The 16560-nt window shown below is 70.5% G+C and carries 11 protein-coding genes; 3 read left to right on the forward strand and 8 right to left on the reverse strand.

Translation table 11 applies throughout. The features are described from left to right. Window positions 1-168 precede the first annotated feature (168 nt). Together ACGF3A_RS03645 and ACGF3A_RS03650 are read left to right on the forward strand one after the other, a co-directional pair. On the forward strand, window positions 169-990 hold the full coding sequence (locus ACGF3A_RS03645) for a BTAD domain-containing putative transcriptional regulator (protein WP_393725370.1): 822 nt from the start codon (window positions 169-171) through the stop codon (window positions 988-990). A gap of 935 nt (window positions 991-1925) precedes the next feature. Then, window positions 1926-2720 carry a BTAD domain-containing putative transcriptional regulator gene (locus ACGF3A_RS03650; RefSeq protein WP_393725372.1) on the forward strand — a complete coding sequence of 265 codons (795 nt, stop codon included), beginning with the start codon at window positions 1926-1928 and terminating at the stop codon, window positions 2718-2720. A 33-nt stretch (window positions 2721-2753) separates the two neighbouring features. On the opposite strand, the gene ACGF3A_RS03655 is transcribed toward ACGF3A_RS03650, so the two are convergent. Beyond that, a complete protein-coding gene (locus ACGF3A_RS03655) occupies window positions 2754-3482 on the reverse strand; it encodes a DUF6542 domain-containing protein (protein WP_393725374.1) in 729 nt (242 codons plus the stop codon). Between the two features lie 208 nt (window positions 3483-3690). Between ACGF3A_RS03655 and ychF the strand changes: the two genes are divergently transcribed. Continuing rightward, on the forward strand, window positions 3691-4779 hold the full coding sequence (gene ychF / locus ACGF3A_RS03660) for a redox-regulated ATPase YchF (protein ID WP_393725375.1): 1089 nt from the start codon (window positions 3691-3693) through the stop codon (window positions 4777-4779). Here ychF and ACGF3A_RS03665 read toward each other — a convergent pair. The 7 genes from ACGF3A_RS03665 to ACGF3A_RS03695 all read right to left on the reverse strand — a co-directional run bounded on the left by ACGF3A_RS03665 (window position 4769) and on the right by ACGF3A_RS03695 (window position 16549). Continuing rightward, window positions 4769-6238: a DUF6177 family protein gene (locus tag ACGF3A_RS03665; RefSeq protein WP_393725377.1), complete on the reverse strand. Its 1470-nt coding sequence runs from the start codon at window positions 6236-6238 to the stop codon at window positions 4769-4771. The two genes, ychF and ACGF3A_RS03665, sit on opposite strands and share 11 nt — an antisense overlap. After that, complete coding sequence (gene eccCa, locus ACGF3A_RS03670) at window positions 6235-10266, reverse strand: type VII secretion protein EccCa (protein ID WP_393725379.1); 4032 nt, start codon at window positions 10264-10266, stop codon at window positions 6235-6237. The genes ACGF3A_RS03665 and eccCa overlap by 4 nt, the downstream gene beginning before the upstream one ends. Window positions 10267-10310: 44 nt before the next feature. Beyond that, window positions 10311-11339, reverse strand: a complete 1029-nt coding sequence (locus ACGF3A_RS03675; protein WP_393725381.1) for a MinD/ParA family protein — start codon at window positions 11337-11339, stop codon at window positions 10311-10313. A 125-nt stretch (window positions 11340-11464) separates the two neighbouring features. Next, entirely contained in the window at window positions 11465-12841 is a 1377-nt protein-coding gene (locus ACGF3A_RS03680) for an EsaB/YukD family protein (RefSeq protein ID WP_393727123.1), read from the reverse strand. Between the two features lie 19 nt (window positions 12842-12860). Further along, window positions 12861-13124: a hypothetical protein gene (locus tag ACGF3A_RS03685; protein WP_393725383.1), complete on the reverse strand. Its 264-nt coding sequence runs from the start codon at window positions 13122-13124 to the stop codon at window positions 12861-12863. Window positions 13125-13160: 36 nt separating this feature from the next. Next, a complete protein-coding gene (locus tag ACGF3A_RS03690) occupies window positions 13161-14024 on the reverse strand; it encodes an immunity 49 family protein (RefSeq protein WP_393725385.1) in 864 nt (287 codons plus the stop codon). After that, window positions 14021-16549: a hypothetical protein gene (locus tag ACGF3A_RS03695; RefSeq protein WP_393725387.1), complete on the reverse strand. Its 2529-nt coding sequence runs from the start codon at window positions 16547-16549 to the stop codon at window positions 14021-14023. Before ACGF3A_RS03695 ends, ACGF3A_RS03690 begins: the two co-directional genes overlap by 4 nt. Window positions 16550-16560 lie beyond the last annotated feature (11 nt).

Consider the following 16560-nt stretch of genomic DNA (forward strand, 5'->3'; position numbering starts at 1 on the left):
GATCGTCCGTTGACAGCGCCGGGCCCCTCGTGGAAAGGTAAAGAGATAGTCAAGAGGGCTGCCGCGTTCCTCGTCCCGTCCGCGGCGTGAGCGCTCTTTCCTCCGCACTCCGACCCCCGCGCCGACCGGCGCCCGGGTTCGGAGTGCGGAAGGCGCTTTTCCGGACCGATGAGCCGGATCGACGAGAGGGACGGGAGCATGCTGTTCACCATTCTTGGTCCGCTCGGAATCGGGGGAACGGACGAGATCGGCTCGCCGACGCGACGGGCCCTGCTCACCGCGCTGCTCCTCCGGGCCCAGGAGACCGTCGGCACGGCGGAGCTGGCCCAGCTGCTGTGGGACGAGCCCCCCGCCTCCGCCACGGCGAACATCCGCAGCCATCTGACCGGTGTGCGCCGCAGCATGGACGCGGCGGTCCCCGGCCTGAGCCGCCGCCTCAGGACCTCACGCGGCAACCGCGGCGGATACAGCCTGTGCGTCGACTCCGGAGAGCTGGACCTGCACGTCTTCGCGCGTGCCGCCCGCCACGGCCGCGCGCAGCTGCTCGCCGGTCAGGCCGGCGAGGCCGTCACGGTGCTGGAGGAGGCCCTGGCCCTGTGGCGCGCCCCCTTCGGCCGCGACCTGCCCCGTACGCGCTGGTTCAACGCCCACGCGGCGGGGCTGAACAACGCGCGCTACGACGCGTATCAGAACCTCTTCGCCGCCCGCGTCCTCGCCGACCGTACGGAGCTGCTGGCGTACCGCATCGAGAGAGCCGTCGCCGAGGCGCCGTACCGGCAGCGGCTGTGGGAGCTGCTCGCCGCCGTCCACTGCGTCCACGGCGACGCCCCGGGCGCGCTCAGCGCGATCAGGCGCTGCCAGCGGCTCTTCGCCGAGGACCTCGGCCTCGGCCTGCCGCCCCGCGTCGAGGCGATGCAGCGCGCCGCGCTGGACTGGGACGGCGACGAGGCCCGGCGCCTGGTCGCCGCGCACGCGCTGTGCCTTTCCTGACGGGAGGAATTACCCCGGGGCGGTACGGGGAAATCCCTGTTCCCCTTTCAATTACCGGCCGGTCGCTGTGAATGCGCTCACACTCCTGGTGAAGCGCGCAATTACCCCGCGTCCCGTCGTATTGAACTCCTTGAACTCCGCGCGTACGGACGCCAGTGGCCTGGACCATTATCGGTGGCGTGCTCCGACGGTGTGGCCTTCCGGCGCCGACCCCTCTGACGCGCATCTGCCAGCCCCGGACCGGCCCGACGACCGGGGGCGATGTTCGTGACGACACCGTTACGGAATAGCGGCTTCTATTCCTGGGATTCGTTATTCCTGACTCGCAAGTAGTGCGCCCCTGGGATGGCTTTCGCAATCGGAACCGAAAATTCCGGCGCATGCTTCACGCATTCACCACAGGTATCCGTTGACAACATGTGTGTTCCGTGAAACCTTTAACATTGTCTACGGGGGGACAGTGCAAAGAACGGAACTGCCGGCCCCTCCACGCCCTGACCAAGCAGGAGACAGCCGTGCGGAAGCCTCATTGTCCGCCGTACCGGGAGCGCCTCGAAGGCCCCGTGCGGAAGTGCCCGTTCGCCCTCGCGGAGAGCCGCAGCAACAGTCGCGGCAGCCGAGGTAAGGCGTCACCCTCTTAACGGCCTGAAGGCCCACCGCCACACCGCACCGTCGTCACACCGTCACACAGGACCGCGCGTGCAGGCCAGGCACTCTCATTTCCCTGGTTCTCCGTCCCCCGGCGCGATGTCCGACGTTCCACCGGGCCGACGTTCCCGGCCCGGCGACGCAAGGAACGTCGCCTTCCCCCGCCCCCACACCGCCCCGCGCGGAGGGGGTGCCATCGCCCCACGATCTGATGAGACAGATCTGAAAGAGACGGGTACATGCTCTTCAAGATTCTTGGTCCGCTCCAAGTCCGGGGAATCGACGAGATGGGTTCGTCCGTCAGGCGCGCGATCCTCACCGCCTTCCTCCTGCGGCCCCGCCAGACCATCGGCGTCGCCGAGCTCTCCGAGCTGCTGTGGGACGACCCGCCTGCCTCCGCCACGGCCAACATCCGCAGCCACCTCACCGGCCTGCGCCGCAGTCTCGACGAGGCGGGACCGGGCCTCAGTCACCGTCTCAAGACCTACCGAGGGGGCCAGAGCGGTTACGGGCTCCAGGTCGACCCCGACGAGTTCGACCTGCCCCGCTTCACCCTGGCCGCGCGCCACGGCCGGAACATGCTGCTGCGGGGCGACGCCGCCCGGGCCGTCACCACGCTGGAGGAGTCCCTGGCCCTGTGGCGCGGCCCGTTCGGCCAGGAACTGCCGCCCACCCGCTGGTTCAACGCCCATGTGGCAGGGCTGAACAACGCCCGTTTCGACGCCTGCCAGGACCTCTTCGCGGCCTGCATCCTCGCCGACCGGACCGAGCTGCTGTCCCTGCGCATCGAGAGCGCCATCGCCGAGGCGCCGTACCGGCAGCGGCTGTGGGAGCTGCTCGCCGCCGTCCACTGCATCCACGGCGACGCGGCGAGCGCGCTCAGCGTGATCAAGCGCTGCCAGCGGCTCTTCGCGGACGACCTGGGCCTCGGCCTGCCGCCGCACGTCGAGGCGATGCAGCTCGCCGCGCTGAACTGGAACGGGGACCAGGCCCGCCGCCTCGTCGCGGCCCACGCCCTGGCCCCGGAGGCCCCGGAGGGCGAGGCGCCGCCGCGGACGACGGCGCAGCCGCTGCTGTCGTAGGCCCTCGCCGTCTCCTGCGGTCAGCCCCTGCGGTCAGCCTCTGCGGCGGGCGGCCGCCCGGTTGCGGCGGATGGCGTTCAGCGCCACCCGCCGCGCCAGCACCAGTACGGCCGCGGTGATCGTGCCGCCGTACAGCCAGCCCGCGTGTAGCGCGAGGTTGGTGAAGACGTTCTGGAGCTGCCCGGCGATCCCGTCGCCGGGCCCGCCCACGCAGAAGAGGCCGAGCGTGAACGCGAGCGGCGCCGCGACGGGCGCCGCGTAGAGCTCGGCGGGCCGCACCCACAGCGCGGAGGCGACGCAGACCAGCACGAAGAAGACGCCGTAGACGTCGGCCGAGGCGTCGAACAGCAGGCTGTCCAGCCACCCCCACAGCGCCATCAGCACCCCCGCGAACACCCCGGCGCCGAGCCCCGTCAGCCGCGGCGCGGGCAGCTTGGCGAGCGCGGCGGCGGCCTTTGCGGCCAGCGGCGAGCCGGGTGAGGTGGGCGAGCCGGGCGAGGCGGCACGCGCGCGGTGCACGGAGACGGACTCGTCCGAGGCGCGACGGCCGCCCGCCGCGGGCGGGCCGGAACGGGCCGGGGGCCTGGACGCGCCCCCGTCCGCCCCGCGTGCGCGCTCGGAGTCGGTGGGGCGGGGCAGCCGGGGCTTCCGGTACGGCCTGCGCGGGGCCGCCCGTCCCTCCTCGCGCCCCTCTCCGGGCTCGGCCGCGGGCCGCCGCTCTCGCGGATCGTGCTGGGTCGTGCGCGCGCTCCGTTGCTCCACCAAGCCACGGTAGGCCGTACGTACGGTGTACGGCCGTCATGGACACGCGATGTCCCCGATCGTGCCACCGTCAGGCCCCCGCTCTTCACCGCGCGCCCCCGGACCGATCACTCCATGCCCACGACCGTGGCCACCGCCGGCCCGGCCGTAGACTGGGTGGCCGTCCACTCAGCACCCCTCGCCATGGAAAACGGGAAGTAGTCGCCACGTGTCGCTCACGATCGGAATCGTCGGCCTGCCGAATGTCGGCAAGTCGACCATGTTCAACGCCCTGACCAAGAACGACGTGCTCGCGGCCAACTATCCGTTCGCCACCATCGAGCCGAACGTCGGCGTGGTCGGCGTCCCGGACCCCCGCCTCGGCAAGCTCGCCGAGGTCTTCGCCTCCCAGCGCGTCCTCCCGGCGACGGTCGACTTCGTCGACATCGCGGGCATCGTGCGCGGCGCGAGCGAGGGCGAGGGCCTGGGCAACAAGTTCCTGGCGAACATCCGCGAGTCCGACGCGATCTGCCAGGTCATCCGCGCGTTCAAGGACGACAACGTCGTGCACGTCGACGGGAAGATCTCGCCCAAGGACGACATCGAGACGATCAACACCGAGCTGATCCTCGCCGACCTCCAGACCATCGAGAAGGTCCTCCCCCGCCTGGAGAAGGAGGCCCGGGTTAAGAAGGACAAGCAGCCCGAGGTCAAGGCCGTCCTGGAGGCGAAGGCCATCCTGGAGGAGGGCCGCACCCTCTTCGCGGCGGGCATCCGCCAGGGCACGGAGCAGGCGGCCCCCCTCCACGACCTGCACCTCCTCACGACCAAGCCCTTCATCTACGTCTTCAACGTCGACGAGGACGAGCTGACGGACGAGGCCTTCAAGCAGGAGCAGCGCGAGCTGATCGCCCCGGCCGAAGCGGTCTTCCTCAACGCCAAACTGGAGGCCGACCTCGCCGAGCTGGACGAGGAGGAGGCCCTGGAACTGCTCCAGACGGTGGGCCAGGACGAGCCGGGCCTCGCCACCCTCGCCCGCGTCGGCTTCAACACCCTCGGCCTCCAGACCTACCTCACGGCCGGCCCCAAGGAGGCCCGCGCCTGGACCATCAAGAAGGGCGCCACGGCCCCGGAAGCCGCGGGAGTCATCCACACGGACTTCCAGAAGGGCTTCATCAAGGCCGAGATCATCTCCTTCGACGACCTGATGGCCACGGGCTCGGTGGCGGAGGCCCGCGCGAAGGGGAAGGCGCGCATGGAGGGCAAGGAGTACGTGATGCAGGACGGGGACGTGGTGGAGTTCCGGTTCAACGTGTGAGCGGGGTCCCGCTAGCGCCCCCTCGCAGGTGCCCCAGCAGCGTGTCCAGCCCTTGCCAGCCCGAGGCGGGGGAGTTGTGCGGCAGGTCGTAGTGGAGTGCCGGACGGGCGGCGTCCCCCAGGCGGTGGGGGCTTGTGAGGGGGGCCGGGGGGCACTGGGCGTGGGGGAGGCCGGTCTCGGCGGTTTCTTGGGCGCCGAGGGTGAACGCGACGGGGGCCGGTGCGCCCTGGTGGTGCGGGGGCACGGTCAGGTCGGCGCGGCCTGGTCCCCGCTGGGCGAGCAGGGTGATCAGGCCGTGCTCGGTGGCGAGGCGTTCCGCGAGGGCGCGCAGGGGTTCGCGCGGATCGTCCAGGACCGGGACCCGGCCGGGTGAGCCGCCGAGCACCAGGGTCGTCTGCTCCTCGACTCCCTTGACGGTCCGGCTGATGCGGGTCGTGGCCTGGAGAGGACGGTCGGGTCCGCCGACCGTCACGAACCAGGTCGGTTGCGGCGCTCGTTCGCGGGCGAAAGCGGTGAGCTTCTCCGGGTCCCAGGGCTGAGCCACTGGTTCCGCGGTGCCCCAGCCCGCTGGTGGGCGACCGGTGAGGACGTTCCAGGCGGCGTCCAGGGCGCCTCCGAGCTGAAGTCGCGCGGTCGGCCGGTGGCACAGCCGGAACGTGAGGGTGAGCTGGTGTCCGTCCGACGGGGCGAGGCCCGGCGGCTGGGTGAACGCCGCGACAGGCGGGAACGGTTGACCGTCGTGCAGTACGGGCGCGAAGGCGCCGTCCTCCCATCGGGCGGGGATGCCTGTGAAGCCGTCGTAGTAGTCGCCCGGACCGTCGTCGACGATCCAGTGGCCTTCCGTCTGGGTGAGCAGGGCGTGCGTGGCGCGGGTGAGGCGAGTGGTGGCGGGCGTCACGAGCTGAGGCGTCCGCTCGCTGGCGACCGCCGCGCGCAGCGCGTCGGTGAACCACGCGGTGGCGGGCACCAGATGCCGGTCCTGGAGGAGCACGGCGGCGCGGTCGGTCAGTACGTCGACGGCGGGCTGCGCGGCAGCTGGTGCGGGCACTGCCGTCATGTCGAGGTCGAGTACGCCGCCGCGGTCGTCGGCCGTGGTCGAGGGGGCGTCGTGGGGCGGCCAGACGGTGCCGTCGAGCGTGAGGGCGAGTCGTTCGGCGATGGCGCGGGCGACCGTGGGGCCGTCCGCGCTCATGGAGCTGGCCCGGGATTCCGTCCACCACACGGGGGTCGGGACGCCCCGTGCCGATGCCCCGAGGAGGCGTTCGGCCTCACCCGGTACGTGGATGAGCGCTGGAGCCTCCACCGTGGCGAGGGGGTGGCCCCGCTGGTCGCACAGGTGCAGCAGCGCCCCTTCCTCGACCACGTCGATATGGGCCTCGGGACCGGCCGCCAGCAGCCCCGCCGTCAGATGCCAGACATCCGGGCGGTGCGGCGTCAGGGCGATGACATCCTGGGTCATGGGTGCTGCTCACTCGTGTCGGGGGCCAGGGCGGTCTGGACGAGAGGTCCGGAGCTTCCCCGGCGGACGAGCAGGCCGCGCCCGGGCGGGAGGGGGCGTGGTGAGAGGCCGGGGAGAAGCTGGCCCTCCGTGCGGTCGCCGTTCATCACCAGGGTCGAGGTGCCGGATTCGCGGAGCGTGCTGAGGAACGGTTCGTACAGCGCCCGAGAGGCCCCGGAGGCGCGGCGGGCCATCACGAAGTGCAGCCCGATGTCCGCGGCGCTCGGCAGATACGGCAGGAACGGGGCGAGCGGCTGCTGGCCGCCGCTCGCGATGATGTCGTAGTCGTCGACGAGGATGACGATCCGCGGGCCGGTGAAGTCCGGTCCGCCGTCCGACGAATCAGGGTCGAGGGTGTCGTCGGGCAGCCGTTTGTCGAGCTCCTTGGCGATGCCGTCGGCGAGCGCGGAGGCCACGCGGCTGTTGTGGGCGTAGCCGCCCCGGTAGGGCTCGGGGACGGCGCCGCGCAGGCCGCGGCGCGGGTCCATGACGCCGAAGACCAGCTCGTCGTCCCGGTAGCGGGCGGTCAGCCCATGGGAGATGAGCCGCAGCAGATTGGTCTTGCCGCAGGCATCGTCGCCCAGGATCAGGAGGTGCTGATCGTGGCTGAACAGGTCGAGGAGCGTGGGCTCCAGCCTGTGCTGGTCCAGTCCGATCGGCAGGCGGGTGGGCTCGGCCCTCGGTCCCGGCAGCTCATGCGCCCCCAGCCGTGTCGGCAGCACGCGGACCGGCGCGGCGACAGGGCCGTGCCAAGCGGCTCGTACGGCGGCGACCGCTTCTTCGAGGGCCGCGCCGACATCGTCGGCATCGGCGTATCCGTCGATCCGGGGCAGCGCGGCGTGCGCGAACAGCTTGGAGTCGGTCAGCGCCCTTCCCGGCTCGTCAGGGGAGAGGGTTTCGGCGAGCTTGCGCTTGACCGTGGACTCGGCCGGGTCGTTCAGGCGCAGCTCGATACGGGTGCCGAACGTCGACTGAGTGGCGATACGGATGTCGTTCCAGCGCAGCATGCCGGCCACCACGTGGATGCCGTACCCGCCGCCGCGCCGGAGCAGATCGGCGACACCCTCCTCCAGCTCTTCGAAGTCCTCGCGCAGGGCGCCGAAGCCGTCGATGAGCAGGACGATGTCCGTGGAGGCCAGCTGCTTGAGATCTCCTTGTGCCCGGAGCCGCCGCAGCTGCTCGACGGAGTCGATGCCGCGTTCGCGGAAGAGCTCCTCCCGGGCGCCGAGCATGGCGTGCAGCTCCTCGACGGTACGTACGGCCCGTTCCCGGTCGGCGCGTCCGGCGACACCGCCCATGTGCGGCAGCCCTGTGAGGGGCTGGAGTCCGCCGCCGACGAGGTCGAGTCCGTAGATCCCGACGTCGCCCGGTGTATGGGTGAGCGCGAGCGAGAGCGCGAGGGCGCGCAGGAGAGTCGTCTTGCCCGACTGGGGGCCGCCGATGACGGCCGTGTGGCCGCCGGCGACGTTCAGATCGGCCATCCACGGTCCCTGCCACTGCCGTTCCGGATCGTCCAGCAGACCGAGGGGCACCTGGAGCGCGCTCATGGAACCGCCGGGACAGCCGGTCAGGTGCAGTCCGCGTGACTTGTTCACCTCCAGCGGTCCGGCGAGGGAGTCGAGCGTGACCGTCCGGGGGAGTGGCGGGAGCCAGATGCTGGGTACCGGGGGCGCCGCGTTCCGCATCCGGTCCGTCATCAGGGACAGCGTGGTGGGCCCCTGGGCGCGTACGGGCCGGCCTGCCGGTGCCTGATCACCGGTCGCCGCCGTACGGTCCCGGCCGTCGTCTTCCCCCGTGTTGTAGGCCGGATACGCCCAGACGGCGGGCCCGTCGTCGATCTGCCGCTCAGCCGGCCCGGTGTACGGCCCCGACACGTACCCCGCCTTGAACCGTTCGTAGACGGATGTGTCCACCTTGAGGTAGCCGAAGCCCGGCAGCGGGGGCAGATGGAAGGCGTCGGTGGTGTCCAGCACTGTGCGTGACTCGTCCGGCGAGAACGTGCGCAGGCCCAGCCGGTAGGAGAGGTAGGTGTCCAGGCCCTTGAGCTTGCCGCCTTCGATGCGCTGGCTGGAGAGCAGGAGGTGGACGCCGATGCTGCGGCCGATGCGGCCGATGGAGAGGAAGAGCTCGATGAAGTCCGGCTTGGCGGTGAGAAGCTCGCCGAACTCATCGATCACGACGAACAGGTGCGGTAGGGAGGCGAGTTCGGGCCGCTCGGCGCGGGCAGCCGCGTAGCTTCCGATGTCGGCGATGTTGCCCGCGTCCTTGAGGACCTGCTGGCGGCGCTTGACCTCACCGGCGAGGCTGGTGTGGACGCGCTCGATGAGCCCGGCGTCGTTCTCCAGGTTCGTGATGATGCCCGCCACGTGCGGCAGGCCCTCGAAGGGCGCGAACGTGGCGCCGCCCTTGTAGTCGACGAGCACCATGGCCAGGTCCTCGGGCGGGTGCGTGGCCAGCAGCGCGAGCACGAGGGTACGCAGCAGCTCGCTCTTGCCCGAACCCGTCGCGCCCACGCACAGCCCGTGCGGTCCCATGCCGAGTTCGGACGATTCCTTCAGGTCCAGCAGCAGCGGTTCGCCGTCGTCCGTGACGCCGATGGGCACCCGCAGGAACGACTGGCCGTCCCGCTTGCGCCACATCTTCTCCAGGTCCAGGTCCGACGCGTCACTCAGACCGAGCATCCCGGGGTGGTCGACGGGGCCGCTCAGCGGAGTCTCCGCGGCGGACTCGGCCGACAGCCGAAGGGGTGCCAGCAGCCGCGCGAGCCCCTCAGCCCACGCGCCGGACATCTCATCCACACTGCCGTACGTGAGGAGGGGGCGTTCGCCGCGCAGATCCTCCACCGTCAGCGCGTCGCCGTTCACGGTCAGCCGCAGGCTCACATCGCCGGGCTCGTCGATACGCTCGCCCACCAGGTGGAGGACCGTCACGCCCATCTCCGTCAACGGCACCGCCTCATCAGGCCGGGGCAGCTCGCAGGCCGTGCCCCCGTGGGTGTCGCTGACCGCCAGCAGCCGAGGGACGAGCCGCAGCGCGTTCCGGTCGCTCAGGCCGCGCCGCACCTCGGCCGCGTACGAGGCACGCTGCCGGAGCTCCCCGGAAAGCAGGGAAGCCAGCCGGGACGGATCCGTTGCGATGCGCCGTGCGGCGACCGGACCGTCGGAGACGTCGGACATGGAAGTGTGCGGCAGCCACTTGACCCACTCCCAGTCGGCCAGGCGCTCCTCGGAGCACGCCACGGCGATCGCCGCGTCGTCCGGCGCGTGCCCCACGGCTGCCTGCGCCAGAAGCGCCCGTACGAGGCGCAGCACGTCCTCCCGCTCACCCACCACACTGACGTTGCCCGCCCGGTCCAGCGGCACGGTGAGGGGCAGGTCGGGGACGGTGGAGAAGCGGTCCGCCAGCGCGTGTGCCTCGTTCAGCATGAACGGATCGGGAGGTGTCAGTACGGTGCTGCCGCCATGCTCCCGGATGGGGAGTTCCCGTACGGGCACCAGACCGGTTCCGGCTCTGAGATGGAGGAAATCGGTGTCGGGGCGGCGGCGTTCCCACAGGCGTGCCGGGCTGCTGAGCAGATCGTGCAGCGCCTCCGGAGGCGGGTGCAGGATCTGCGCGGCACGGCGGTGCTCGCGGTCCTGGCGGGCCAGCTCCTCGCGCAGCTCCTCCAGATACTCCAGGTACCGCTCGCGCTGGGTACGCCGGGTGCGCTGGGCCTTGCCGCGCTGCGACAGCAGGAGCACGACCCCGCCGGTGAGCGCCACCACGAGGACCAGCGCGCCGATCACGGCGAACTGGCTGGACCGGATGATCGTCATCATGACGACCGAGCCCATGATCCCCATCATCGGCAGCATCGCCATCATGGGGGACCCCGCCTTGCCGTCCGGGAGATTCGGGGGCGCCTCCACCTGACGTTCGGCCGCGGCGGGCAGCGGCCGAACGGTCCTGGCAGGACGGTGGACCACTCTGGTGCTCGTCCCGCCGGCCATGTTCGTGTTCCTCCCCGTCGCTTCGTCCAGGACGCTCCGCACGCTCACGTTCCCGAACGCACCGCCCTGGTCAGCGCCTCCGCAGCGATCCGCGCCGCGCCGTTCTTGCTGTGCTCGGCGAGCAACGGCAGCCGGATGGCACCCCCGGCCGCCAGATGCCGGTCGTACGGCAGGTGCACCACATCGGCCCCGCCCACACGCAGATAGTCCTTGGCCTTGTCGATGTCCAGCGTGGCGTCCGGTGTCGTCTGATTCAGCGCGATGACCGTGCCGGGCAGCAGCGAGCGCGGCAGCGCGGCCATCCACGCCAGAACGGAGCGGGTGCTGGCGAGGCCTTCCACCGTCGCGGGAACCACCACGATCCGGGCCTGCGCGGCCGACAGCGCGGTGCGCGCCACCTCGGCGGGCAGCGTCTCGCAGTCGACGACGGTCGCCCCGAAGTAGCGGCGCAGCGCGACCATCACCGTCTGGTAGGCGGCCAGATCGAGGCTGCTGCCCACCATGCCCTGGCTGCCGGGCAGCAGCCATCCGCCGGTATCGGTGGGGACGAGATAGCCGGTCACATCGGTCAGCCGCATCGACGGGTCGAGGACCTCGGCCAGGTCAGCACATGTCCAGCGGACGGATTCCGCTCCGAGCCGGATCGGCAGCGTGCCCAGAGCCGGGTCCGCCTCCACCGTGACCACCGGGTCGTTCCGGTAGTGCGCCAGGATCAGCCCGGTCAGCGCCGCCACCGTCGACTTCCCCGCGCCGCCCCTGATGCTGGAGACCGCGATCTGCCGACCGGTGTTCACCGGCTGCTGGATCGCCGCGGCGAGGGCCTCGGACTCCTGCGAGGCCTGAGCGGCTGAACCGGTGACCGTACGGAACACGGCCCGCGTGGTACGGCGCGCGACAGGCTCGCCGTGCAGCGGCGCCCCCTGGGCGTAGGCGAGGCGGGGATCGAGGGTGGGTACGGGCTCAGGGGCGGGCCTCGTACGGACGGGCGCCGTCCCGTTGGCCTTCTGGCGTGCCGGTGCCCGTCCGTCCGTGACGGCGCCGGGGGCCGTGTCGGGAACGAGAGGTGTGGCCACCGTTCTCTCATCCGCTGCCGGGAGCAGCGCTCCGGACGCCTCACCCTCGCCGGGGGCGGGCTTGTCCGGAGCGGCCATACCTCTCAGTTCCGCCAGCCTCTGCCGCTGCCAGCCGTCATGGGTCATCAGAAGGTGTCCAGCAGCCTTCCGTAGGTGCCGAAGGCGCCGATCGCGAGGGGCAGCAGGGCGACGACGCCCATGGCTTCGACCATGTTCATCACGCGCCGCAGCCGTACACGCACGTGCTCCGGCGGACGTACGGCGAGGAGCACCAGCGTCAGCGCGACCGCGGCGCACACGGCGGCCACGGCGCCGTACGCCGAGCCCCCGCCGGTGTCCTCCGTCCCTTCGCCGCGCTCCATCCACATCCACAGCAGCCGCAGTCCGACGACCGTTCCGGCGGTCTGGAGGGCCACCACTTCGATCACCAGCGGGTAGGCACGTGCGCGAGAGAACAGCACGATCACCAGCAGAGCGGCCAGCGCCACCGACCACGGCGACGCGTCGCGGGCCACCAGCCACCCGGCCGCTCCCGCTGAGAGGGCCAGCACGACCGTCGCCAGAGCAAGTCCTCGGTGGGTGGCGCACAGCGCCGTCGTCACGTCGAGCCGGCTCACCGAGGCGCCGCCCGCACGCCGGTCGTCGAGCGAGGTGAGGCCCGCGCCGCTCAGGGCCAGCCGCGGCACCACGCCAAGAGCGACCACCGACAGGACGAGCAGGGCGATGGCGGCCCGTTCGGCAGAGCCGTCCACCAGCGCGGCGGACACCCACCAGGCCCCGCCGACCCCCGCTACCGTCACGGCCCCCACGAACCCGCCGCGTCCCAACGCGGAGAACGCCCCCAGCAACGCCAGCACGAGGGATACGACGCCGACGAGAGCGGCCAACCGCGCAATGCCGCTCCACTGCCCGGCATCGGCCAGGTCCCACACCCCGCTGAAGCCGACCGCGCCGCACAGGGCGAGCAGCGCGGCGCCCAGACCGGCCCGCCCCGCACGCGCCGCGAGAGACCCGGCGATGGCGGCCAGGACGGCCGTGGTCAGCAGCCCCACACCGGCTGCCTGCGCGCCCATCGCGCTCCGGGCGAACACCCCGGCGGCCACAGCCAGCAGGACACAGGCGGCACCAGCCGTCCGGTCCCGGGCGGCGGAACCCCAGCGCCACGCGCGTACGTCGACGTCGTCGGCCGCCTCGTCCGTCACGTCGTGCACCACGGGTGCGGGCGGCGTCTCCTGCTCCCGCACCAGCCGCACGACCGCGCCGTCGGCGATTCCGGCCGAGGCCAGGGTGACGTCCTGGGCGAGCACATCGCCCTGCGCTGTCACCAGACGCCGCACAAGCGGGACTTCGCTGCTCGGGTCCCCCAGCAGCCGAAGCACGTCGGGGAGCAGCAGGCCCACCGGCTCGTCCGCGGGCAGGACGAGATCGACGCGGCGCCGCTCACCCACGAGAGTCACCCGGCACAACGCCGTACGCGCCCGCGCCGGGGCGCCGTTGACCATCCCCGCCATCTGTCTTCCCTCAGCCGTGTGTTGACGAGTTCGTCGGATTCACCGTGCGGGGCGACGAAAATCCCCCGTTTGCCATGCGCTCGGAGATGAACGACCACCCCACGCACCCCGCACACAGAACGGCGGCGAGCGCGACACTGCCCAGGATCTTCCCGATCCCTTCATCCACGGTCCGCCGGGACCGCTCGGCGCCGAACATCACGCCGTCCCGCAGCCGCCGCCTCCGGACCGCCACGGACTCCAGCAGCTGACTGTCGAATTCCTGCCCCGCCAAGGCTCTCCTCGCTTCCGATACGTGTCGACGCCCGGCTCAGGTGGGGAACTCGCCCAGCCAGCTGTGCTCCAGCAGATGCTTGGGCAGATAGTCGGACTCGACGTCGATCGGGATGCCGCCGTCGTAGGCGAGGGAGGCGATTGCCAGAGGACCGAGGGCGACGGCTCCCTCGATGTCCGCCGCCCGCTCCTCGGTCCTGGTCCAGTACGCCCTGTGCAGCTTCAGTGCCTCGGCCAGAGCAGGGCTGAACCCTTCCTCGTCCTTGCGGACAAAGTGGTAGAAGAGATTGATCGGCGGATAGAGAAGACCGTCGAGCAGATCGGGCGGAGCCACTCGGGCGACGGACGTATGCGACGCTTCGAAGGTGGCCGTCAGCTTCTCCACCAGGCCCGGGCGGCGCAGCCAGTAGGTCTGCAGCGTGTCCACCCAGTGGTAGATGTACTCGTCGTACTGCCCCTCCGGCGCCCGCAACCGGTCCAGCGGGACCTCGCACAGTTGCGTCATCCGATCGCGCTCGCGGCAGACAACGGCCAGCCAGAAGGCCTGCAGCCATGTGCCCGCGTCCGCTGTGGAGAGAGGGCCCGCAGCTGGAAGACTGCGCGTCTCGCGGCTGATCCTGCACTCGATGACACCCTCGCTGACACCGGTCACGGCGAACAGGGCGGAACCCAATTGCATGGCCGCCACCGCGGCCTCCCATGTCTCGACCGTCGCAGAGCGGGGGTCGATGACACAACGGGCCTGCAGGTTCAGGATCGAGGTGTTGAAATTCCCGTCGATGGCGGCAGTCGACTCCTCAAGCTCGTCAATGTCCTCGCTGACGTAGCGACCGATCTTCTCCGCGTACTGTTCGGCCTCAGGCCCAGATGGCGGCCCATGTCGATCGATCCGTACGGTCACGAGAGAGTCCCCTTGCTGATGTCGAACCGGCGGTAGGTATATCCGGTGTACGTGTGCGCGTTCTTCCCGCCCTTGACGAGCACATATTCTAGCTTCCCCCGCTTGAGCGCCTTTTCCAGGGTTCGCGCCAAATCCGTCTCGCCGCGCTTCTTCATGGCATTCACGATGTCAAGGAAGTACTCCCTGCTGCCTTGGGAGACTTGGCGACCCTTTGAGATGGTGCGCCTGCCCAGCTCGGTGGTGGGGCTACTCTTGGCCTCGACGACGACAACGCGTCCATCCTCATGCGTCCATACTTGGTCGAACCGGTCGTTTCCGTTTGCCGGACCGAGAAGAGTCTCGTCCTTGAGGCCCGAGTGTTTTTCCGCAATATAATGGTTCCTGGCGACTGCCTCACCGAAATCCTCGGCACTGTCGCGCATGTGTACGTGGGCTTCCCTGTACGTACCTTTGGCTTCACTCCATTCCCCGGCCGTTTCGAGAGTGCCATGAAGTTCATGGGATTTGGCGGCGTTGGTCTTCCATTCTGAGGCGAAGTTGTCCCATTTGATGGCGGAGTGACGGGCCCAAGCGGCCTCTTCTAGAATCTCGCGCCGCGCCCTGTGCTTCAGATTGTCGGCGGTCACGGAGACTTCCTCGGCGTCCAGGAAATGCGGCGCCGGAGGCGCGGGCACGTCCTTGGCGCGTACCCATGGCCCATCTTCGGAGAACCGAGTGAGCTGCGGCGGGGCGTACCAACTCTCATCGACCCGCTCGACGAGGCGTCGAGTGCCATCAATACGGTAGTAGTGCTCGCGATATCCGGGCTCATGGTTAGCCCGATAAACCTGGATCTCTTCGATCTGCTCCCGGGTCAGTGAACCCCGTGGGCCGTAGGGATTGTCCCCCTCGCGCATGAAGGAAGGCTGCTCGGCGGGCGGGCGCTGGCCGGGAATTTCGACGTCCGCCGCCCTCGCGGCATCCGCTGAACCACCGGATGCCGGCTGGTGGGGAGTGCCACCGCTGGCTCCGCTTCCCTGCCGCCCGCCTCCGGCGGGGGCATCGCCTCCCTGGCCCGGCACGTGCTGGCTGCCACTGGCGGAAGCTTCCCCGGCACCTCGGGATCCCTCGGGCGGGCCCGAGTCGCCCGCGTGGGCGACCGCGTTCGGTGGGGCGTGGTCGGCGCCGACCAGTGCCGGTTCCTGGCCCTCGCGTACGGGGGACGGGACCGCGGGCTCGTCTGCGGTGCTGCGTGCCGCGCGCTCCGTGGCCGTCAGTTCAGGGGCGGCCTCATGCAGGGGCGAAGTCCTTTTGGCTCCGGTGAGTTCGACCATCGAGCCGTCCGCGCGCAGGCCGTAATTGCCATGGGGGTCGACGGCGACCACGTCGTCGGGGATGTGCGGTGCGCCGTCGGCCGCGCGGACCGTGTCGGAACGGCGTAGGCCATCGAGCAGGGACGACGCCTTGGGGAGCTGGCTGAGGCCCTTGACGGCGTGCGTCATGGGGTCCATGTACAAGCCTGTCTTGCCTGCGGCTTCGGTGACTCGTCCAGCCCTCGCCATGCCGGGGACGGTGGCGAGCTTGCCTGCCTGGGCGGCCTTGCCCGTCTTCAGCAGGGCGCCGCTGCCGAGCGTGGCGACATTGAAGAAGGTGATCCCCGAGGCCTTGGCCGGGTTCTTCTTCCAGTCGTCCCAGGCGACCATGGCCTTGCCGAAGTCCTTGAGCCCGGCACGCCCCTCCTTCACCCAGCCCGGCGCGTATTTGCCGTCCCACCGGTAGAGGCCGTACGAGGCGGCGCCCTTCAGCACGTTGAAGGCCTGGGCCTGTGTCTTGTGGTCGGTCAGCAGTTTCCAGGTGCCGTGGATGGCGCCTCCGGCCCCGCCGACGATCACACCGTCCCAGAGGAACTGCTTGGCCCCGGCGCCCGCCTCCTTCCAGAACAGCGGGTCGGTCCAGCCACCGGCCGTTTCGGTCTCCGGAGTGCCCCAGGGTGCCCCGTGCTCGTCGAGCTGGCCTGCGGTGTTCCCGTACGTCCACGAGCCGCCGCCGCTGCCGTTGCCGAGCTTCAGATCATGGCCTCCGGCGAGCGCGATGATGGTGTTGTAGCAGGCGACTTCGGCTGCCTGGAAGGCGGCGACCGTCGCGTTGATCTCGCCGCGGAGCGCCTCGTGCTCATCGACCTTGTCGTCGTCCTCGGTCCACTTCTCGTCGTCCTCGACCGATTTCTCGAAGGCGGCGGCCTTTCCGCGCAGCCGGTTCAACTTGGCGACGAGCGGACGTACCTCCGAGGCGTACTCGTCGAGCGCGTCCGCGACTGTCTCGACTTCCGCCGCGAAGTCGTCCGCGTTGTCGGCGACGGGCTTCGTCGAGCGGAACAGCTTCTCCGCCTCCGGCGCCTCGTAGGACCCCGCCAGTCTCTGGAAGCGGCTGTGCACGGCCAGGCCGGTCGTCCGGAAGGCATTGGCGCTCAGACGCAGGTCCATCACGTCGGACTCGAGCTGTGAGAGATTTCCTGTGAATCTCGGTACCAGTGATGCGTCGATCACAGTCGGCCTAC

The organism is Streptomyces sp. NPDC048172 (assembly GCF_043202595.1).
GTDB lineage: Bacteria > Actinomycetota > Actinomycetes > Streptomycetales > Streptomycetaceae > Streptomyces.

Coding starts and splice junctions, on each gene's coding strand:
- eccCa (WP_393725379.1), bottom strand. CDS start 10,266: ATGGCCGGCGGGACGAGCACCAGAGTGGTCCACCGTCCTGCCAGGACC.
- ACGF3A_RS03650 (WP_393725372.1), top strand. CDS start 1,926: ATGGGTTCGTCCGTCAGGCGCGCGATCCTCACCGCCTTCCTCCTGCGG.
- ACGF3A_RS03680 (WP_393727123.1), bottom strand. CDS start 12,841: ATGGTCAACGGCGCCCCGGCGCGGGCGCGTACGGCGTTGTGCCGGGTG.
- ACGF3A_RS03665 (WP_393725377.1), bottom strand. CDS start 6,238: ATGACCCAGGATGTCATCGCCCTGACGCCGCACCGCCCGGATGTCTGG.
- ACGF3A_RS03645 (WP_393725370.1), top strand. CDS start 169: ATGAGCCGGATCGACGAGAGGGACGGGAGCATGCTGTTCACCATTCTT.